We start from the raw sequence: 18,665 nt of genomic DNA on the forward strand, positions 1-18,665 counted from the left end.
CGAACAGGCTGTTTTGGCGGTCACATAAGCTGAGCGGGAACGTACCACGGCCACAACATGAGACAATCGACCAGTGGCACGTGGCGACGGAAAACTTTCTCATGATCTTCTCCCCGGCGAAAAAGGCCCCCAGGACGCTTGTGGCGTCTTCGGGGTTTGGGCTCCCGGTGAAGAAGTAGCAAAACTCACCTATTACGGGCTGTATGCGCTGCAGCACCGCGGACAAGAGTCGGCTGGTATTGCTACCAGTGACGGCAAGCGCATCAATGTCTACAAGGACATGGGCCTCGTGTCCCAGGTCTTTGACGAGACAACCCTGAATACCCTCACCGGTCACTTGGCTGTAGGCCATTGCCGGTACTCCACCACCGGTGCAAGCCACTGGGCCAACGCGCAACCCACCTTGGGTGCGACCGCGACGGGCACCGTTGCCTTGGCCCACAATGGCAACCTGACCAACACTGCTGAGCTCCGGGAAATGATCCTGGGGCGCAACGATGGCCAGCTCACCGGTGAAATGAAGCAGGGCAACACCTCGGACACGGCACTGGTGACTGCCCTCCTTGAAGGCGAAGAGGGCAAAACCCTTGAGCAGACTGCGCTTGAGCTGCTCCCCAAGATCAAGGGTGGATTCTGCTTCGTCTTCATGGATGAAGGAACGCTCTACGCCGCCCGGGACACCTACGGCATTCGCCCGCTGTGCCTGGGCCGCCTGGAGCGGGGATGGGTTGTCGCTTCCGAGCAGGCCGGCCTGGCCACTGTTGGCGCCAGCTTCATCCGCGAGATCGAGCCCGGCGAATTCATTGCCATTGACGAGGACGGCGTCCGTTCGCAGCGCTTCGCCGAGGCGACTCCTGCGGGTTGCGTCTTTGAGTACGTCTACCTTGCCCGCCCGGATGCTGCCATTGCCGGCCGTTCCGTGTACGAGGCCCGCGTTGAAATGGGCCGCCAGCTGGCCCGTGAGAACACGCACGAGGCAGACCTTGTCATTCCCGTTCCCGAGTCCGGCACTCCGGCCGCTGTTGGCTACGCTGAGCAATCGGGCATCCCCTTTGCGCACGGCTTTGTGAAGAACGCCTATGTGGGCCGCACGTTCATCCAGCCTTCACAGACACTGCGCCAGCTCGGTATCCGGCTCAAGCTCAACGCCTTGGAATCAGTGATCCGTGGCAAGCGCATTGTTGTGGTGGATGACTCGATCGTTCGCGGCAACACGCAGCGCGCCATCGTCCGGATGCTGCGCGAAGCCGGTGCCGCCGCGGTACACGTGAAGATTTCTTCCCCGCCGGTCCAGTGGCCTTGCTTCTACGGCATCGACTTCGCATCCCGTGCAGAGCTGATCGCCAACGGTGCCACGATCGACGAGATCTCCCAAGCCATCGGTGCTGACTCGCTCGCGTACATTTCCGAAGACGGCATGATCGGCGCCACGCAGCAGCCGCGTGAACGGTTGTGCACGGCGTGCTTCACCGGCAAGTACCCCATCGAACTTCCGCATGCTGACAAGCTGGGCAAGAACTTGCTGGAGCGCACGGATTTGGGTGGACTGGCTCCGGCGGAGTCCGCGACTGACGAAGTTGCCGATTCCGAGGACCCGGCCGAGAAGCCGGGCGCCACGGGTTGCGATCCGGGACCGGACGCCGAATTCGAGAACCTGCTGACCGACGCTGATCGTTTGACCGACGCCGACAAGAAAGAGCCCGTATGACCTCCGCAACCCCTGCCGCTGGAAACGCCGCGAACGGCATCACCTATGCTTCGGCAGGTGTCGACGTCGAAGCGGGAGACCGCGCCGTCGAACTGATGAAGGGTGCCATCAAGGCGACCCACAACACCTCGGTGATTGGCGGCGTCGGCGGTTTCGCTGGCCTGTACGACGTCTCCAAGCTGCTGACCTTTAAGAAGCCGCTGCTGGCTACTTCCACGGACGGCGTGGGCACCAAGGTTGCCATCGCACAGGCCATGGACATCCACGACACCATAGGTTTCGACCTCGTGGGCATGGTGGTCGATGACATCGTCGTGGTGGGTGCCGAGCCGCTCTACATGACCGACTACATCGCTTGCGGCAAGGTTGTTCCGGAGCGCATCGCTGACATCGTCCGTGGTATCGCTGCGGCTTGTTCCGTTGCGGGTACTGCCCTTGTGGGCGGCGAAACCGCCGAGCACCCGGGCCTTCTGGGTGAGCACGAATACGACGTCGCCGGAGCCGCTACCGGCGTGGTCGAAGCTGACGCGCTGCTCGGCCCGGACCGCGTACGCGAAGGTGACGTGGTGATCGGCATGGCCTCCTCGGGCCTGCACTCCAACGGCTACTCCCTGGTTCGCCGGGTCATCAACCACGCCGGTTGGGCACTGGACCGCCAGGTTTCCGAGCTCGGACGGACCTTGGGTGAAGAGCTCTTGGAGCCCACCCGCGTGTACGCGGCCGATTGCCTGGACCTGACCCGCGCGTTCCCGCTGAGCGGCGGCGCAGCAGTGCACGGCTTCAGCCACGTCACCGGTGGTGGCCTGGCCGCCAACCTGGCCCGCGTCCTGCCCCAGGGCCTGGTGGCCACGGTTGACCGCAGCACGTGGGAATTGCCGGCGATCTTCAAGCTGGTCTCTGAGTTGGGGAACGTTCCCCTGTCTGACCTGGAGCGCACACTGAACCTCGGCGTTGGCATGATCGCCATCGTGTCCCCCGAGGTTGCCGACGCTGCGGTAGCCCGCCTCAACGACCGCGGACTGCCGTCATGGGTCATGGGCACCGTGTCGTCCAACAGCGACTCGATCGACAAGACCGGTCCGGACTACGTCCAGGGCGCCAAAGGCGTCGACGGCGGCGCCGTCCGTCTGGTGAACGCCTACGCCTAGGCGTCTTACCGCCTTCTGAAAGAGCGGCCGGCCAGTTGATCCCAACTGGCCGGCCGCTCTTTGATTTAGACCTGGATCAGGGGTTAGACCTGGATCAGGCTCAGCACTCCACCCTGCGGGTCCTGGATGGTGGCGAGGGATCCGCTTTCCGGCTTCTCCTCAGGCTCCACTATGGCCTCTCCCCCAGCGGCAACCGCGGCCTCCACGGCTTTCCGGACGTCAGCCACGGCAAAGTACACCTGCCAGCTGGCGTCCTCGCCGGCATCGGCAGGAACTATCCCGGCGACCTCGTCACCATTGACCAGCAGCGTACTGTAATTCGCGCCGTCGTCCTGTGGATATTCGGTGACCTGATAACCGAACAGCTGCTGGAAGAAGCCGACGGCGGCCTGCGGCTCGGGCGTCAGGAGCTCGGCCCAGGCCAACGCCCCGGGCTCGTTGAAAAGGTGGCTGCCCCGATGCGTGCCGGCCTGCCAGATGCCGGTGGTGCCGCCCCCAGGCGGCTCAATGAACGCGAGCGTACCCGTGTCCGCGACTGCCTCAGGCCCGAACTCCAGTTTTCCCCCGGCGTGCACACTGTCCTCGGCTACTTCCTCCGCATCCGTCGCAGCGATGTAGATGTTCCACTGCCCGTGCGTCCCGGCGGCTTGTTGCATCGGATTTTGGGGCGCAATCACAGCCACCAAGTCATCTCCGACAAAGGCCTGGGCGTAGCTGCGCCCGTCCGGTGTTGGAAGGTCCTCATATCTCCAACCGAACAGAGCCTGGTAGAAGTCCTTGGCCGCAGGGACGTCCGGCGTTTGGAGGTCGGCCCAGCACGGCTCACCGTTGGCGTAATGTTTGCGCGTGGTCACACGAAACTCCCTTCACGAGGTTCAAAGTCCAGACTACGCAAAAAAGACCCCCGGGCACGCCAAATTTCAGCGCGCCCGAGGGCCCTTCTCAAGAGATATACGGCATCCGGAGATGCGCGACGACCTGATGTACGACGGCGGTTCGCAACACAGCGCCAAAGGCACTTGGTGTTTACGACAGCTATCCGATACGGCGGGTGTCTACCTCGTCGTCATCATCATCCGCGTACTTATCCTCGTAGGCCGAGTAGTCGGGCTCCGGAGGATCGTCCGGGAAGTGGCTCTTTACACGACTGGACGGACCCGTGAGCTCCCGCTCAAGTGCCGAATAGTCAGTGTTCGGGGAGTAATACTTAATGTCCCGAGCCTGCTTGGTAGCTTTTGCCTTTTGACGGCCGCGCCCCATGGCGTGACCCCCTTTTGTACTTGGACCGGAGGTGGTCACCTTGGCTATCGGTGAGGCCCCGGAATGTTTGGTCAATTTGTCGTATGTCTAGATTACATGCTTTCAGGGGTGCCCGTGTGCCATCGGCGTCGCCCGAGGGACCCGCCCCGGGTTAAACCCGGGTTCAGCACCTCCAAAGGTCCCCAAAATTGGGTAGAGTCTGCTTCAATGCGGCTCCAGAGCAGGAAGGCACACACCGGGACATGACCCAAGACAACATTCCGCCGTCGGAAAGCTCACCGTCGGACACGTCCGCGTGGGCGCCTTCCTTTCCCGAGGATCAAAGGCAGGATCCATCAGAGGATTTGCCAGTCAAGTCCTCAACGAACCCCATCATGCGGCAAAGGCTCATCATCGCCGCAATCGTTGTGGGTGTGCTCGTGCTGATCGGCGTGGTTATCTGGACCCTCCTGAACGTGCTTGGCAGCCACCCCGAGGCGGGCGGAAGCCCCGCCCCCACGACCTCGGCAAGCCAAGGACCGCTGCCGCGCGACGAGGCCGCAAAAAACTTCCAAGCTGGCGAGTGTTTTGCCGACTTCAACCCGAACAACGCGACCGCCAAGGCGGTGGCGTGCAACACCCCACACTCAGCGCAACTTGTGGCTGTGTTCAACTATGGCGCGGACGATTCCTTCCCGGGAACCAAGGCCCTCGGCGAGAAGGGCCGCGAGGTCTGCCACGGGGCGACACTCAACGCGGCGGCCGCGAACTACCAGTTGCTCCAGCAGAACGTCTACCCCAGCTCCAGCAGCTGGGACCGTGGCGACCGCCGCGTTGATTGCTTCATCGTGGTGGACTCAGGGAACACCATCAAGGACGACGTCCTCAAAAAGTAGCCTGAGGCGATGCTTCGTCCCTACTTCCGTCGGACGGTGAGGCCCGCACCCACCGTCGGGCCGCCGTCGGGGGCCGACAATGCTTCAAGGCCCTCAATCGTGAGTTCGTCCAGGTCGGCGGCCGTGTCCACCAGGACCGTGTCTCCGTCGGCGATCTCCCCCGCGAGGATCTCCTTTGCCAGGCGGTCGCCGATCTCGCGCTGGACCAGCCGGCGCAACGGCCGCGCACCGTAGGCGGGATCGTAACCCGACATGGCAAGCCAAGCGCGGGCTCCGTCAGAGACTTCCAAGCTCAGGCGGCGATCGCGCAGCCGTTTGGCCAGTTCAGCTACGTGCAACTCGACAATTTGGGCGAGTTCATCCACGGACAGCGGGTCAAACAGGACAATCTCGTCGAGGCGGTTCAGGAACTCGGGCTTAAACGAGCTTTGGACTACGGCCATGACAGCCTCGCGCTTTGAGGTGGCATCGAGGTTCGCGTCCACCAGGAACTGGCTTCCCGAGTTGGAGGTCAATACCAGGATCGTGTTCCGGAAATCCACGGTGCGGCCCTGCCCATCGGTGAGCCGGCCGTCGTCGAGCACCTGCAGGAGGATGTCGAAGACCTCCGGGTGGGCCTTTTCCACTTCATCGAGCAGCACCACAGAGTACGGACGACGACGGACGGCTTCCGTCAACTGGCCGCCTTCCTCGTAGCCCACGTATCCCGGAGGTGCACCCACGAGGCGGGCCACAGCGTGCTTCTCGCTGTACTCGGACATGTCGATCCGGATCATGGCGCGCTCGTCATCGAAGAGGAAGTCCGCCAAGGCCTTCGCCAGCTCAGTCTTACCGACGCCCGTCGGTCCCAGGAAGAGGAACGAACCCGTGGGACGGTTGGGATCGCTGATACCGGCACGGGCACGGCGCACGGCGTCGGACACAGCCTGGACGGCTTTGCCCTGGCCAATCAGGCGTTTGCCCAGCTCCTCTTCCATGTGGAGAAGCTTCTGGGATTCGCCTTGCAGCATGCGGCCGGCCGGGATGCCGGTCCAGGCCGAAATGACCTCGGCGATATCATCCGCCGTGACGTCCTCGGCAACCATGAGCTCAGGCTTGTTCTCGCCGCTGGTGCGGGCTTCCTCTTCGGCTGCGGCACTTAGCTCACGCTCCAGCGCGGGCAGCTCACCGTAGAGGATGCGCGACGCCGATTCCAGGTCGCCCTCTTGCTCGTACTTCTTCTGCGCCGAGCGCAACTCGTCGATCTTCGCCTTGAGGTCACCCACGCGGTTGAGGCCGGCTTTTTCCGCTTCCCACCGCGCGTTCAGGGCGTTCAGCTCTTCCTTCTTGTCCGCCATGTCCGCGCGGAGGGCAGCCAGCCGCTCTACCGAGGCCGGGTCGGTCTCGTTCTGCAGCGCCAGTTCCTCCATGGTCAAACGGTCGACGGCGCGGCGGAGCTGGTCAATCTCTTCGGGCGCGGAATCGATCTCCATGCGCAGCCGGGACGCTGCCTCGTCCACGAGGTCGATGGCTTTATCCGGAAGTTGGCGGCCGGAGATGTAGCGGTTGGACAGGGTTGCTGCAGCTACCAGGGCGGAGTCGGCAATGGCCACCTTGTGGTGCGCCTCGTAGCGCTCCTTGAGGCCGCGAAGAATGCCGATGGTGTCCTCAACGCTCGGCTCGCCCACGTAGACCTGCTGGAAACGCCGCTCCAACGCAGGGTCCTTCTCGATGTTCTCCCGGTACTCATCCAAGGTGGTGGCACCAATCAGGCGCAGCTCACCGCGGGCCAACATGGGCTTGAGCATGTTGCCAGCATCCATGGCACTCTCGCCGGTGGCACCAGCACCCACCACCGTGTGGATTTCGTCGATAAAGGTGACGATCTGGCCGTTGGAGTTCTTGATCTCCTCCAGCACGGCCTTGAGCCGTTCCTCGAACTCGCCGCGGTACTTGGCTCCGGCCACCATCGAAGCAAGGTCCAGAGCGATGAGGGTCTTGCCGCGGAGGCTTTCCGGGACGTCACCGGCCACCATCCTCTGTGCCAGGCCCTCGACGACGGCAGTCTTACCCACGCCGGGTTCGCCGATCAACACCGGGTTGTTCTTAGTCCTGCGGCTCAAGACTTGGATGACACGGCGGATCTCGCTATCGCGGCCGATCACGGGGTCCAGCTTGCCGGAACGCGCCACTGCGGTGAGGTCGGTGCCGAACTTCTCCAGCGCCTGGAAAGTGTTTTCCGGGTCCGGCGAGTTCACTTTCCGATCGCCCCGCACACCAGGCAGTGCGGCGAGCAGTGCCTCGTGGGAGGCCCCGGCGTCGCGCATTAACTTCCCTACCGCATCACTTCCGGCCGAGAGTCCCAGCAGGAGGTGCTCGGTGGAGACGAAGGAATCGCCCAGTTTGTCGGCCTCGTTTTGGGCTGCTTGGATGGCCTGCACGGTCTGGCGGGACAGTTGGGCCTGCTGGACGGAGGTGCCGGACGACGACGGCAGCGCCTTGATGGCCGAGCTGGCCTGCACGCTGACGGCGTCCGGATCGGAGCCCGTGGCCCTGAGAAGGGCCACTGCCACACCTTCGCGCTGATCCATGAGGGCTTTCAACAGGTGCGCGGGCTCCACCTGGGGGTTGCCTGCGGTGGAGGCATTCATGGCGGCCGCAGAAAGGGCCTCCTGGCTTTTGGTGGTGAATTTGACGTCCAAAGAGTGCTCCCTTTCTGGGTGTGACCAATGCTTTCAAAGTTGAGTCTACTACGCTCAAGTTTGATTTACCCGCTCTGGTCTCCATGTTTGCCCACGGCGAAAGGCCTGTCCAGAAAAAGGGGTGGCTATGTGAACAACGCTGAATCCGGACGCGCTCCTACGCCGGATAGACAGACACCAACGCAGCTTTGACCACGAACCGCACTTCCATTCCCGGCACCAAGCCCAGATCGGCGGATGCGGCGGGCGTGATGTCAGCGGAGAGGGTGTGCTGCCCTGTGTCCGCCCGTACCCGGATCTGGTCGCCGTGCGGTTCGAGTTCGGTGATGGTTACCGCAAAGGAATTGCGGGGGCTTCCGTGGACGTCGCCCAGGAACACCGAAATGCTCGACGGCGGGAAGGCTGCCACGCCTGCCTGGCCCGGCTGGGGCAACCACGCGGGATCGTGCTGCCCGGCGAAAACCTGGCCGTCCGGCGTCGTAATTCCTTCCCTGGTGATGGTCCCGGAAACGAGGTTGAGCCCGGCCAGTCCGGCCGCGAACGCGCTCCGCGGCCTTTCGAGGATCCGGCGGGTGGGGCCTTCCTCCACGATGCGGCCGTTCTCCACAACGATCACACGATCGGCAAGCATGTACGCGTCCAAGACGTCGTGGGTGACGATGATGGCTTTCCGTCCCTCCAGGACCCTCTTGAGCACGCGGCGAAGCATGGGCGCTGCGTGGATATCGAGGGCGGCCATCGGCTCATCAAGGAGCAGCAGTTCGGGCTCGGCGGCAAGGGCCCTCGCCACCGCGACGCGTTGCGCCTGTCCGCCCGATAGCTGCAAGGGCTTGCGGTCAGCGAAGGCCAGAGCGTCCACCTCGGCCAACCAGTGACGGGCAGCCTCGCGCGCAGCCTTTCTCGACACTCCCGCGCTCCGCGGCCCGAAGGCCACATTGTCCAAGGCATCCAGATGCGGAAAGAGCAGGGAATCCTGGGCCAGTAACGCAGTACCGCGAAGGTGCGGGGGGCGCCAGTGGTGGGTGCCGCCGTCGAGGTCGAACAACCTCCGCTCCCGCAAAACCGCGGTGCCGGAATCCGGTCGCAGCAGTCCAGCGATCATTCCCAGCAGCGTGGACTTGCCCGCGCCGTTGGGACCAAGGACTGCCACGGTTTCAGCATCGGCAAGGCTGACGGACATGTCGAAATTCCGCGCGGACAAGGCTGCTTTGAAAGCGAAACTCATAGGGCTGCCCCTTGCCGGCTTCGACGGCCACCATAGCTGAGTCCAACCACGGCCATCGCCACTGCCACCAGAACCAAGGAAAGCGCGACGGCGGCATCGGCATCGGTCTCGCGTTGCAGGTAAATCTCCAGCGGGAGGGTTCGGGTGACCCCTTCCAGGCTCCCTGCGAAAGTCAGCGTGGCCCCGAACTCACCCAGGCTCCGAGCGAAGGAAAGCACCGCCCCCGAAGCCAGGCCCGGGAGAACCAACGGAAGGGTAACCCGGCGCAGTACCGTGGTGGGGCGGGCCCCCAGAGTGGCAGCCACAGCCTCATACCTGTGTCCGGCCGAGCGCAGGGCCCCCTCAAGGCTGACCACTAGGAACGGCAGGGCAACGAATGTCTGGGCGAGGACCACCGCCGTCGTCGAAAACGCGATGTGGATACCTGCCAACTCGAGCGACTTTCCCAAGAGGCCTTGCCTGCCGAACGTATACAGCAGGGCGATACCGCCGACGACGGGGGGCAGCACCAGGGGCAACAGGACCAGGGCGCGGAGGAGGCGTTGGCCCCGGAACACGCCGCGGGCCAGGACGAGCGCGAGCGGGACGCCGAGCACGATGCACAGCAGTGTGCTGACGGTGGCCGTCCGCAGGCTCAGGCCCAAGGCCGTGCGCGCCGATTCGGACGTGACCAGGGGGATGAACTGCGCCCAATTGACCTTGGCCACCATGGCCGCCAAAGGCAGGATCACCAACAGACCACCGATGGACGCGACGGCGTAAACCCACCCCGGTATCCCGTGGTAACTGTGGCTGTGGTGTTTGTTCATGGGCTTCCTAGGGTGCCCCAAAACCGGCGTCGCTGAGGACCTTCCGGCCCGTTTCGCCGGTGACCAAGGCGATGAACGCCGCCGCCAACGCTTTGTTCTTGCTGTTGCCCACCGCCGCGATGGGATAGGTGTTCACCGCTTTCGATGCCTCGGGAAACGGGATTCCCTGGACCTTGCCCCCGTTGGCCTTGACGTCAGTGACGTACACCAGACCGCCGTCGGCTTCGCCGGACATGACCTTCCCCAAGACATCGGTGACCGACGATTCCTCGCTGACGGGTTTCAGGGTTGTACCCGTTGACTTCTCGACAGCTGCCGCGGCCGAGCCGCAGGGAACTTGCGGGGCACAAACGACCACTTTGACCCCTGGCTTTGCCAGATCCGCAAAGGAAGAGATCGACGCCGGATTGCCGGGTGGGACCGCGATCTCCAGGACGTTGCTGGCGAAGTTGCGCGGGCCGCCGTCGAGCAGTTTCGCGTCTACTAATTTCGACATGTTCTTAGTGTCCGCGGACGCGAAAACGTCCGCCGGGGCTCCTTGGATGATCTGAGTTGCCAAGTCCGATGATCCGGCAAAGCTTAGAGTGATTTTGGTGCCGGGGTTCTTCGCTTCGAACTCATGGGCCAATTGCGTGAACGGGGCCTTGAGGGAGGCCGCGGCGAACGCGGTGATGGGTCCGTCCAGCTGGCTGGCGGCGCTTGATGAGGTGCCGGCGCTTGATGAGGTTCCGGTGCTCGATGACGTGCCGGCGGGCGCCCCGCCGCATCCAGTGAGGGCGCTGGCCAACCCGCCGGCTACCAACAGAGCCACCAAGTTCCTCTTCAGGTGCGGGATCATATGATGCTCTTTCCGTGCGGTGTTTCGATGATGACATTGGTCGCCTTGACCACTGCGGTTGCGACTGAGCCGAGTTCCAGGCCGAGCTCGCGGACTGCTTCGCTACTCATCAGCGACACCACACGGAACGGACCGCACTGGAGTTCAACCTGGGCCATGACCTTGTCAGCAGTGATCCCTGTAACGAGCCCGACGAAGCGGTTGCGGGCCGAACTACCCGTTCGTGCGGGGTCGTCCGGCAGGTGCGACTGGTCGCGGGCGAGTGTGGCAAGTTCCAACCCGTCAACCGCAAGGCGGCCCGCCGCGTCCTTGCGCGCCGTGAGCGTCCCATTCTCCGTCCAACGCCTCACGGTGTCGTCACTGACGCCGAGGAAGCGGGCGGCCTCGGAGATTCGTATTTGCGGCATGAAATGAGTGTAGTTCCGTAAATGCGGTGATGGGGCAGTTTGGGTTCCGCAAACGCATTGTGACTCACTGCTACCCGGGGCGCAGTTCGCCGGCTCCGTGATCACGAAAGCAATTCGTAAGCTTTACCCATGGCCCGCCGGGCGGCATGGACGTACGCTGTTCTACTACCGGGTTTCGACGCTCCTTCCCAGTTGCGGTGCGAGACACGGGCACTGACGCCCGATTTCCGGGACGGCAAGCAGGCGGTAGACGTCCCGATGGCCAGCAACTGGGAAGGATCGCTTGGGTACACTTTCGCCATGGCCATCTACATCGATCCCCCGTTGTGGCCAGCGCACGGAACGGTGTTCTCACACCTCGTTTCAGACAGATCGCTGGCTGAGCTGCACGCTTTCGCCGATGCGGCAGGGGTCCCCGAAAGGGCCTTCGACGGCGATCACTACGACGTGCCGGAACGCCGTTACGACGACTTGGTCCTTGCCGGCGCCATTGCTGTGGAAGCGAGGATCCTGGTACGCAAACTCATCGCCAGTGGTCTGCGGATTCCGGCGCGCGAACGCAGCAAAGCCCTGACCGTCCCCCTGATGGAACGTTGGAACAGCCTCTTCCCGGATCACGAGGAATTAGGCCTTGAGCTGTTGGAGCGGTGGGGAGAGCAGCACCGGAAATACCACAGCCGCACACATCTCCTGGCGGTCCTGGAGGCTCTGGACACCCTCACCGAGCCGTCCGCACCACCCGCGACTGTTGTCCTGGCCGCATGGTTTCACGACGCCGTTTACGAAGGGGTTGCAGGCCAGGACGAGGAGGAATCAGCCCGGCTCGCCGAGGACCGGCTCGCGCTTGCGGGCTTGCCGCCGGCGGATGTTGCGGAAGTGGCCAGGCTCGTCCGGCTCACCGCCACGCACGCGCCCAAGCCCGGAGACGACGCCGGAGCACTCCTGTGCGATGCCGACCTCTCGGTCCTCGGTGGCAACGAGGATTCCTACGCGCGATACCTTGCCGCCGTTCGCGAAGACTATGCGCATGTCAGCGACGACGACTTCGCCAAGGGGCGTGCCGCCGTCGTGCGCCATTTGCTGGCCTTGGACCCGTTGTTTCACAGCCAGCGCGCGCAAGCGCTGTGGCATGAGGCAGCGGCGAGGAACCTGGCAGCCGAGCTCGCCTGAACAGTGAAGCCGCGTCCTAGCGGTAGCTGCTAACGAACGGCTGGTTGGTTGGCACGATCTGCTTGCCAAGTGGCATCAGCGAAACCGGGATCAGCTTCAGGTTGGCGATGGCCAAGGGGATGCCGACGATGGTGATGGCCATGGCAAACGCGGTGACCACGTGGCCCACGGCGATCCAGATACCAGCCACCAGTAGCCAAATGACGTTGCCGAGGAGCGTGAAAACCCCCGTTCCCCCAGGCTTTTCAACAACCATTTGCCCGAAAGGCCAGAGGCAGTAGGCGCCGATCCGGAACGAGGCTATGCCCCAAGGGATGGTCACGATGAGCGCGCAGCAGATGATCCCCGCTGCGAAGTAGCCCAAAGCCAACCAGAAGCCACCAAAGAACAGCCAGATGATGTTAAGGAGCGTTTTCATCTCTTCATTCTCCCCGGTAGGTCTGACAAAGAGCCCCGGGCCTCCCCTGTGGGTGCGTCAGGCCTTCGCGGCAAGGACGAATGCGCGGATCTTGGCCAGGTCTTTGACCCCACGGGAGGACTCAACGCCAGAGGAAACATCCACGCCCCACGCACCCACGCTCGCTGCCGCGCCGGAGACGTTACCCGGTTCGAGCCCGCCGGCCAGCAACCACTCACGCCCCTCGAGACCCTTGGCCTGCACGGACGCGTAGTCCCACGCCTCACCGGATCCAGGCACTGCAGCGTCGATCAGGAACACCTCTTCGCCCAGATCCGCGAACTCGTCCTGGGAGGCACCCATGGTGACGGCCCGGATGAGCCGCATGCCGGCGTCGTGCACTGTTGCGACGTCCTCGGAGGTGCGGTGACCGTGCAGCTGGATCCACTGGAGACCCGCTGCCTGGGCAACGGCAACAGCATCCGCCGCCGACTCATGGCGGAACACGCCCACGGCCCGGACGGAGGAAGGAACTAGGGGAAGCAACGCGCGGACCTGCTCAGGACTGACTTGACGAGCACTCGTAGTGAGGACGAAACCCACGGCGTCCGCACCGGCGTCGACGGCTTCGCGCACGGATTCAGGCGTGCTCAAGCCGCACACTTTGACGAACATCCGTGCCTCCAGGTATTTGCAACTATTTTCCGCACACAACTTCCACTTACGACGTTAGCAAGCCAAACCGGCAACGTAGAACCGTTGTCCAGCACTAGGCTGGTCGGATGGAGATCATCCGCTTTGCCGACATCCGCCCCGAACCCTGGCGCAACGGAGGCGGGGTGACTCGCGAACTCGCCCGCCACCCTGCAGCAGCATCGGCACAGGACGGCTCGGCACAGGGCGGCTCGTGGGATTGGCGCGTCAGCATCGCCGAGGTCTCCACAGCGGGCGACTTCTCCACGTTTCCGGGCATGGAACGCGTCATCACCATCATCGACGGCGAGTTGCTGCTGCTCACGGTCGACGGCTCTGAACATCCGCTGGAGAAGTACCGGCCATTCCGCTTCTCCGGCGAAGCGGCTTCCGCTTCCAGCCTTCCCACCGGCGACGTCCGCGACCTGAACGTCATCGCCCGGACCGGTGCCTTCAAGGGCTACACGTCCATTGTGGAGATTTCCAAGAAGCGCGCCCACCCCGTTTTCGAGGGCCAGCTGGCAGTCCTGCTCGAGGGAAAAGCTACGGTCGCGCCGGGCACTCTTGGCGGAAACACGCCCGACGGCGGCCCAGCGCCTACCAGCGCAGGCGAACCTCTGGAACTGTCCCGTTACGACACCGTGGTGGGTTCCGATACGCGCAGCCCCGAGATTTCCGGCAGGGGATTCATTGCGGTGATTTCGATCGATCCCGTTGACGCGTGAGCTGGTGACCTTCGCCACCGGAACTGGCCACTCTTCGCAGGAGTTGCTAGCCTGAAATCAAGGTTCCGCCATGGGACCTCCGGACGACGGTTCAGTACCCGGCACGCGACAAGACTGGCCAAAGGACTTGTCATGCCGTGGTTAATCCTCATTTTTTCGGGCGCGCTTGAGGCTGTCTGGGCCGCAGCCCTGCATCGCTCCAAAGGCTTCCGCCTCCCTCTGCCTTCAGCCGTTTTCCTGGTGGCGGTCGTTGCCAGCACGGGCGGACTCGCCATCGCCATGCAGAGCATCCCCACCGGCACGGCCTACGCGGTGTGGGTTGGCGTTGGCGTTGTGCTGACGGCAACGTACGCGATGGTCACCAAAGTTGAACGGGCGACGACGGCCCGGCTGCTACTGCTCGCCGGCATTGGCGCGTGTGTGGTGGGCCTGAAGGTGGTGGCGTAGCAATGGTTATGGCGACGAAGACCACCAAGACGACAAAGAGCACCGCCTTCTGGGTCATCCTCCTGGCATCGGCCATCCTCGAAGCCGTGTGGGCCACAGCTTTGGGCCTCTCCAACGGCTTCACGCAACTCATCCCCACCCTGGTTTTCGCCGTCGCGGCCACCATGAGCATGCTCGGACTGGGCATCGCCGTGAAGCGCATTCCCCTCGGCACGGCCTACGCCGTATGGGTGGGCATCGGCGCGGCTCTCACAGTGGGCTGGGCAATGATCACAGGCCTGGAATCCGCTAGCCCGCTGAAACTGCTGTTCATCGCGGGCATCGTAGGCTGTGCTGCCGGTTTGAAGGCCCTGCCCACTGGGAAGCCTGCCCTGGACAGCGAGTAGCCACCACTGCGTAGCACCCCGTTTCGATGGCTCACTGCGCACCAGGCCGTTCGCGCGGCGCATCTCGCAGCAAAGCCCCGAATCGGTCGCAACTCACCACTCCTGCCCTCGCCGGAATACCCACAGCGTCCGTGGAGTTCTCCCATTCAAGAGCACCCAAACGCGCATTGGAGAAGTTCATGACTGCAGTTCAACTCGGCGACGGCCTCACAGTCAGCCCCCTCGGTTTCGGCGGAATGGCCCTGACCCCCGTGTATGGCGGAATCGACCCCGAAGGTGGCCTCACCACGTTGAGGCACGCAGTGGACGCCGGAATCACGTTCATTGACACCGCAGATATCTATGGTGCGGGCAGCAACGAGGAACTCGTGGGCAGGGTCCTTAAAGGGCGCCGCGACGAGATCCAAGTGGCCACGAAATTCGGAATTGAGGGCAACCCCGCGGACGGATACACGGGAGTCCGCGGGGATGCACCCTATGTCAGGCAAGCAGCGGAAGCGAGCCTCCGCCGTCTGGACACTGACGTTATTGACCTCTACTACATGCACCGCCGCGACCTCCGCGTTCCGATAGTGGAAACCGTGGAGGCCATGGCGGAGCTGGTCCGTGAGGGCAAGGTCCGGCACCTCGGGCTGTCTGAAGTGACAGCCGAGGAACTCAGGCAGGCCAACGCCGTCCATCCCATTGCCGCAGTCCAGAGCGAATGGTCCATCTGGAGCAGGGATGTGGAGCGCAACGTTGTGCCTGCAGCCAAGGAACTTGGCGTCGGGTTCGTGCCGTACTCGCCGCTTGGCCGCGGGTTCCTCACGGGAACCATCAGCGCGAGCGACCTCGGCGAGAATGACTTCCGCCATAGGGTCCCCCGCTTTGGCGACGAGGCACTTGATGCGAACCAGGCCGTGGTGGCCGCGGTTCGCGAGGTAGCCAGCGGGCTGGATGCAATTCCTGCCCAGGTAGCCCTGGCTTGGCTGTTTACCCAAGGTCAGCGCCTCGGGATTCCTGTGGTTCCGATCCCCGGTACGCGCAAAACGCACCGCATCGACGAGAACTTGGGGGCGCTGTCCCTGCAACTGGGGGCAGCGCACCTTGAGGTCCTCGACGAAGCCGCGTCCGCCGTCGTGGGTTCACGGTCCGCTGACCCCACCTGGGTGTCGGAAGGCCGCGAAACGGGCAACGTAGGCTGAACGAATGGACTCGCTCATTCACTCACTCCGTGACGTCACCATCCGCAGCATCTCTGTCAGCGAGATGAACAACAACGTGTATTTGGTGACCTCGAAGTCCACCGGTACGCAAGTGTTGATCGACGCCGCCGATGACCTTCCAGCCATTCAGCAACTGCTCAACGACGCGGCTGCGGATACGTCCGCGACACCGAAGCTGGCCAGGATCGCCACCACCCACCAGCACTGGGACCACGTCCGAGCCCTTGCCGAGCTGGTTGCGGCCACAGGTGCGAGCACTTCAGCAGGAGCGGACGACGCCGATGCGTTGCCGGTTCCGGTGGATGTCCGGCTTGGCCACGGCGACGTTGAGCGGTTCGACGGGTTCGAGCTCTTGGCGGTCCACCTGCGTGGACACACCCCGGGTTCGATCGCTTTTGTGTACCAAGACCCGGACGGGCCGGCCCACATTTTCAGTGGCGACTCGTTGTTTCCGGGCGGCGTCGGTAACACACAGAACGATCCTGCACGCTTCACTTCTCTGTTGAACGACGTGTCGGAGCGGCTGTTCGACGCTTACCCGGACGAAACCTTGGTGCACCCGGGCCATGGATTGCCCACGACCCTCGGAGCCGAGCGGCCGCACTTGGAAGAGTGGCGCGCCCGAGGCTGGTAACCCGTTGTGGGGCCCGTTCTGCAGGGTAATCCTCAGGAAAACCGTGCAGAGCAGGCCTCGCAACGCTAGTACTTAGCGGCCGCGACGCTCGTTCGAGGCAGGAGCCGATGCACGACGCGGGCCGCTACGTGCCGGACGACCTGCACCGGAGCCGCCGCGACTCGAGTTACCCGAACCCGAACCAAACGATCCGCCGGACGTGGCACCCGTAGCGGAAGACCATACGGCCTTGTTTCCGCCAGTTCGCGTGCTCGTGGTCGAAGCCGTGCGCGGAGCCGAAGCTGAGCGCTGGCCCGTAGCCGGACGACCACTGCGGGCGCCCTGACCCTGCGCGCCGGGAACGTCGTTGCGGTGGGTTGCAGCCGACTTGCCGCGGCCACGTGGGCTGCGGGCGACGTCGTCGTTCATTGCTGCGCGACGCTCGGCGCGGTTGACATCAGTGCGAACCGGCTCAGCAGCGACCTTGCCACGACCACCGCGGCCCCCACGGCCACCGGCAGTGGGGGCAGCCTGGCCGCCGGTGCGGCGGGTGCGCTTGCGCTGGGCGTTGGCGCCAGTGGACGTGCCGCCACCTTGCGGGGCTTTCGCTGCAAGGAGTGCTGCACGGGTGCGGGGATCAACCTTGTCCGCGATGTCACCAACGAGCTCGGCGATCAGCGGGGAGTTGGCGGTCACGCGCTCAAAGGAAACGTCAACGCCGGCAGCCTTCATGAGCTTCTTGACGTCGCTCTGCTGCTCCGGAAGGGTCAACGTGACCACGGTGCCGTCCGAACCTGCGCGGGCCGTGCGGCCTGAGCGGTGCAGGTATGCCTTGTGCTCTGTGGGCGGGTCAACGTGGATGACGAGTTCGACGTCGTCAACGTGCACGCCGCGGGCTGCGACGTCGGTAGCCACCAGGACGCGGACGTCGCCGTTGGAGAACTCGGCAAGGTTGCGGTCGCGGGCGTTCTGCGACAGGTTGCCGTGAAGGTCGACGGCGGGGATTCCGGCGTCCGTGAGGGTCTTGGCAAGCTTGCGGGCGTGGTGCTTGGTCCGCATGAAGAGAACGCGGCGGCCGGCGCCGGACGCGAGTTCGACGATGACCTGCTTCTTCACGGTCTGGTCGTTGATTACCAGGACGTGGTGTTCCATGGTGGTCACGGCGGCCTGGGGATCGTCCACCGAGTGCGTCAGCGGGTTGGACAGGTAACGGTTGACCAGCTTGTCAACACCGTTATCCAACGTCGCGGAGAAGAGCATGCGCTGACCCTGGGTGGGGGTCATGTCCATGAGCTTCTTGACTACCGGGAGGAAGCCGAGGTCTGCCATGTGGTCGGCCTCGTCCAGCACTGTGATCTCAACAGCCTCGAGGGTGAGGATGCGCTGGCGGATCAGGTCTTCGAGGCGGCCCGGGCAGGCGATGACGATGTCGACGCCGGCGCGCAGCGCCTTTTCCTGGCGAGCTTGGGAGATGCCGCCGTAGATGACAGTGGTGTTCAGGCCCATAGCCTTGGCCAGCGGCTCGATGGTGGCGTTGATCTGGGTTGCCAGTTCACGCGTCGGTGCAAGCACGAGGCCCATGGGGCGTCCCGGCTTGCGGAAGTGCTTTGCTTCGCGCTCGGCCAAGCGGGCCACGAGCGGGATAGCGAAAGCAATGGTCTTGCCGGAGCCGGTACGGCCTCGGCCCAGGACGTCGCGGCCTGCGAGCGTATCCGGCAGGGTCTTCACCTGGATGGGGAATGCCTCTTCGATGCCGTCTGCAGCGAGGGATTCAGCAATGGGCTTGGGTGTGCCAAGGGCAGCAAAAGTAGTCATGTACTAATGTCTTTCGGGCGGTGTCCACATGCGGACATCGGCCCCCGACGCCGGTTGGGCCAGGGGTTCGCCGAGGAAAATTCAGGTGGTCTACCGGTTCGCTTCAGCAGCGGGGGCCGGGACCAAATGGAACGCGTTCATCGACGCAGGATGTGCCTCTCACATGAAAAATGCCCCGCCGCGCAGCCTATTAGGCCACCTGCTTCAGGGCGTCACCGCACATCAAGTAAGTCCAGTCTAGCAGTACCCGGCGCCTGACCCCG

19 protein-coding genes and 1 riboswitch are annotated in these 18,665 nt (G+C 63.9%); of the genes, 9 read left to right on the forward strand and 10 right to left on the reverse strand.

What is annotated here, in order from left to right; translation table 11 throughout:
- The first annotated feature begins 73 nt into the window (after positions 1-73).
- Together purF and purM are read left to right on the forward strand one after the other, a co-directional pair.
- On the forward strand, positions 74-1,708 hold the full coding sequence (purF, locus tag QRN04_RS05420; RefSeq protein ID WP_284975137.1) for an amidophosphoribosyltransferase: 1,635 nt from the start codon (positions 74-76) through the stop codon (positions 1,706-1,708).
- Complete coding sequence (gene purM, locus QRN04_RS05425) at positions 1,705-2,856, forward strand: phosphoribosylformylglycinamidine cyclo-ligase (RefSeq protein ID WP_284975138.1); 1,152 nt, start codon at positions 1,705-1,707, stop codon at positions 2,854-2,856. The genes purF and purM overlap by 4 nt, the downstream gene beginning before the upstream one ends.
- 83 nt (positions 2,857-2,939) lie before the next feature.
- On the opposite strand, the gene QRN04_RS05430 is transcribed toward purM, so the two are convergent.
- Both QRN04_RS05430 and QRN04_RS05435 read right to left on the reverse strand, forming a co-directional pair.
- A complete protein-coding gene (locus tag QRN04_RS05430; RefSeq protein WP_284975139.1) occupies positions 2,940-3,710 on the reverse strand; it encodes a VOC family protein in 771 nt (256 codons plus the stop codon).
- A 181-nt stretch (positions 3,711-3,891) separates the two neighbouring features.
- On the reverse strand, positions 3,892-4,116 hold the full coding sequence (locus QRN04_RS05435) for a DUF3073 domain-containing protein (RefSeq protein WP_284975140.1): 225 nt from the start codon (positions 4,114-4,116) through the stop codon (positions 3,892-3,894).
- A gap of 242 nt (positions 4,117-4,358) precedes the next feature.
- Here QRN04_RS05435 and QRN04_RS05440 point away from each other — a divergent pair, with 242 nt between their 5' ends.
- Positions 4,359-4,991 carry a septum formation family protein gene (locus QRN04_RS05440; RefSeq protein WP_284975141.1) on the forward strand — a complete coding sequence of 211 codons (633 nt, stop codon included), beginning with the start codon at positions 4,359-4,361 and terminating at the stop codon, positions 4,989-4,991.
- Between the two features lie 20 nt (positions 4,992-5,011).
- Here the strand turns inward: QRN04_RS05440 and clpB are convergent, their stop codons facing one another.
- The 5 genes from clpB to QRN04_RS05465 all read right to left on the reverse strand — a co-directional run bounded on the left by clpB (position 5,012) and on the right by QRN04_RS05465 (position 10,951).
- On the reverse strand, positions 5,012-7,672 hold the full coding sequence (gene clpB, locus QRN04_RS05445; protein WP_284975142.1) for an ATP-dependent chaperone ClpB: 2,661 nt from the start codon (positions 7,670-7,672) through the stop codon (positions 5,012-5,014).
- Between the two features lie 157 nt (positions 7,673-7,829).
- Positions 7,830-8,897: a sulfate/molybdate ABC transporter ATP-binding protein gene (locus QRN04_RS05450; protein WP_284975143.1), complete on the reverse strand. Its 1,068-nt coding sequence runs from the start codon at positions 8,895-8,897 to the stop codon at positions 7,830-7,832.
- The gene (locus tag QRN04_RS05455; protein ID WP_284975144.1) at positions 8,894-9,706 is read right to left on the reverse strand and encodes an ABC transporter permease; all 813 of its coding nucleotides are present in this window, start codon (positions 9,704-9,706) and stop codon (positions 8,894-8,896) included. Before QRN04_RS05455 ends, QRN04_RS05450 begins: the two co-directional genes overlap by 4 nt.
- Positions 9,707-9,713: 7 nt before the next feature.
- Positions 9,714-10,544: a molybdate ABC transporter substrate-binding protein gene (modA, locus tag QRN04_RS05460; RefSeq protein WP_284975145.1), complete on the reverse strand. Its 831-nt coding sequence runs from the start codon at positions 10,542-10,544 to the stop codon at positions 9,714-9,716.
- On the reverse strand, positions 10,541-10,951 hold the full coding sequence (locus tag QRN04_RS05465) for a TOBE domain-containing protein (protein WP_284975146.1): 411 nt from the start codon (positions 10,949-10,951) through the stop codon (positions 10,541-10,543). The genes modA and QRN04_RS05465 overlap by 4 nt, the downstream gene beginning before the upstream one ends.
- A 300-nt stretch (positions 10,952-11,251) precedes the next feature.
- Here QRN04_RS05465 and QRN04_RS05470 point away from each other — a divergent pair, with 300 nt between their 5' ends.
- Positions 11,252-12,121, forward strand: coding sequence for a DUF4031 domain-containing protein (locus QRN04_RS05470; RefSeq protein ID WP_284975191.1), 870 nt, complete (start codon positions 11,252-11,254; stop codon positions 12,119-12,121).
- 16 nt (positions 12,122-12,137) lie between these two features.
- On the opposite strand, the gene QRN04_RS05475 is transcribed toward QRN04_RS05470, so the two are convergent.
- Together QRN04_RS05475 and QRN04_RS05480 are read right to left on the reverse strand one after the other, a co-directional pair.
- Complete coding sequence (locus QRN04_RS05475; RefSeq protein WP_284975147.1) at positions 12,138-12,539, reverse strand: YccF domain-containing protein; 402 nt, start codon at positions 12,537-12,539, stop codon at positions 12,138-12,140.
- 57 nt (positions 12,540-12,596) lie between these two features.
- Positions 12,597-13,193 carry a phosphoribosylanthranilate isomerase gene (locus QRN04_RS05480; protein ID WP_284975148.1) on the reverse strand — a complete coding sequence of 199 codons (597 nt, stop codon included), beginning with the start codon at positions 13,191-13,193 and terminating at the stop codon, positions 12,597-12,599.
- Between the two features lie 107 nt (positions 13,194-13,300).
- On the opposite strand from QRN04_RS05480, the gene QRN04_RS05485 reads away from it, so the two are divergent.
- From QRN04_RS05485 to QRN04_RS05505, 5 genes are all read left to right on the forward strand, one after another.
- Positions 13,301-13,936, forward strand: a complete 636-nt coding sequence (locus QRN04_RS05485; protein ID WP_284975149.1) for a HutD/Ves family protein — start codon at positions 13,301-13,303, stop codon at positions 13,934-13,936.
- 57 nt (positions 13,937-13,993) lie between these two features.
- Positions 13,994-14,059, forward strand: a riboswitch (guanidine-III (ykkC-III) riboswitch).
- 9 nt (positions 14,060-14,068) lie between these two features.
- Complete coding sequence (locus QRN04_RS05490) at positions 14,069-14,383, forward strand: DMT family transporter (RefSeq protein ID WP_284975150.1); 315 nt, start codon at positions 14,069-14,071, stop codon at positions 14,381-14,383.
- A gap of 8 nt (positions 14,384-14,391) precedes the next feature.
- Positions 14,392-14,769: a DMT family transporter gene (locus tag QRN04_RS05495; protein ID WP_284975151.1), complete on the forward strand. Its 378-nt coding sequence runs from the start codon at positions 14,392-14,394 to the stop codon at positions 14,767-14,769.
- Positions 14,770-14,948: 179 nt separating this feature from the next.
- Complete coding sequence (locus tag QRN04_RS05500; protein ID WP_284975152.1) at positions 14,949-15,953, forward strand: aldo/keto reductase; 1,005 nt, start codon at positions 14,949-14,951, stop codon at positions 15,951-15,953.
- A 4-nt stretch (positions 15,954-15,957) separates the two neighbouring features.
- On the forward strand, positions 15,958-16,608 hold the full coding sequence (locus QRN04_RS05505) for an MBL fold metallo-hydrolase (RefSeq protein ID WP_284975153.1): 651 nt from the start codon (positions 15,958-15,960) through the stop codon (positions 16,606-16,608).
- A 72-nt stretch (positions 16,609-16,680) separates the two neighbouring features.
- Here the strand turns inward: QRN04_RS05505 and QRN04_RS05510 are convergent, their stop codons facing one another.
- Positions 16,681-18,402, reverse strand: a complete 1,722-nt coding sequence (locus QRN04_RS05510; RefSeq protein WP_284975154.1) for a DEAD/DEAH box helicase — start codon at positions 18,400-18,402, stop codon at positions 16,681-16,683.
- Positions 18,403-18,665: the final 263 nt, after the last annotated feature.

Origin of the sequence: Arthrobacter sp. efr-133-TYG-104, from assembly GCF_030208915.1 — a bacterium.
Classification (GTDB): domain Bacteria; phylum Actinomycetota; class Actinomycetes; order Actinomycetales; family Micrococcaceae; genus Arthrobacter.

Coding starts and splice junctions, on each gene's coding strand:
- purM (WP_284975138.1), top strand. CDS start 1,705: ATGACCTCCGCAACCCCTGCCGCTGGAAACGCCGCGAACGGCATCACC.
- QRN04_RS05435 (WP_284975140.1), bottom strand. CDS start 4,116: ATGGGGCGCGGCCGTCAAAAGGCAAAAGCTACCAAGCAGGCTCGGGAC.
- QRN04_RS05440 (WP_284975141.1), top strand. CDS start 4,359: ATGACCCAAGACAACATTCCGCCGTCGGAAAGCTCACCGTCGGACACG.
- QRN04_RS05450 (WP_284975143.1), bottom strand. CDS start 8,897: ATGAGTTTCGCTTTCAAAGCAGCCTTGTCCGCGCGGAATTTCGACATG.
- QRN04_RS05455 (WP_284975144.1), bottom strand. CDS start 9,706: ATGAACAAACACCACAGCCACAGTTACCACGGGATACCGGGGTGGGTT.
- modA (WP_284975145.1), bottom strand. CDS start 10,544: ATGATCCCGCACCTGAAGAGGAACTTGGTGGCTCTGTTGGTAGCCGGC.
- QRN04_RS05465 (WP_284975146.1), bottom strand. CDS start 10,951: ATGCCGCAAATACGAATCTCCGAGGCCGCCCGCTTCCTCGGCGTCAGT.
- QRN04_RS05470 (WP_284975191.1), top strand. CDS start 11,252: ATGGCCATCTACATCGATCCCCCGTTGTGGCCAGCGCACGGAACGGTG.
- QRN04_RS05475 (WP_284975147.1), bottom strand. CDS start 12,539: ATGAAAACGCTCCTTAACATCATCTGGCTGTTCTTTGGTGGCTTCTGG.
- QRN04_RS05480 (WP_284975148.1), bottom strand. CDS start 13,193: ATGTTCGTCAAAGTGTGCGGCTTGAGCACGCCTGAATCCGTGCGCGAA.
- QRN04_RS05485 (WP_284975149.1), top strand. CDS start 13,301: ATGGAGATCATCCGCTTTGCCGACATCCGCCCCGAACCCTGGCGCAAC.
- QRN04_RS05490 (WP_284975150.1), top strand. CDS start 14,069: ATGCCGTGGTTAATCCTCATTTTTTCGGGCGCGCTTGAGGCTGTCTGG.
- QRN04_RS05495 (WP_284975151.1), top strand. CDS start 14,392: ATGGCGACGAAGACCACCAAGACGACAAAGAGCACCGCCTTCTGGGTC.
- QRN04_RS05500 (WP_284975152.1), top strand. CDS start 14,949: ATGACTGCAGTTCAACTCGGCGACGGCCTCACAGTCAGCCCCCTCGGT.
- QRN04_RS05505 (WP_284975153.1), top strand. CDS start 15,958: ATGGACTCGCTCATTCACTCACTCCGTGACGTCACCATCCGCAGCATC.
- QRN04_RS05510 (WP_284975154.1), bottom strand. CDS start 18,402: ATGACTACTTTTGCTGCCCTTGGCACACCCAAGCCCATTGCTGAATCC.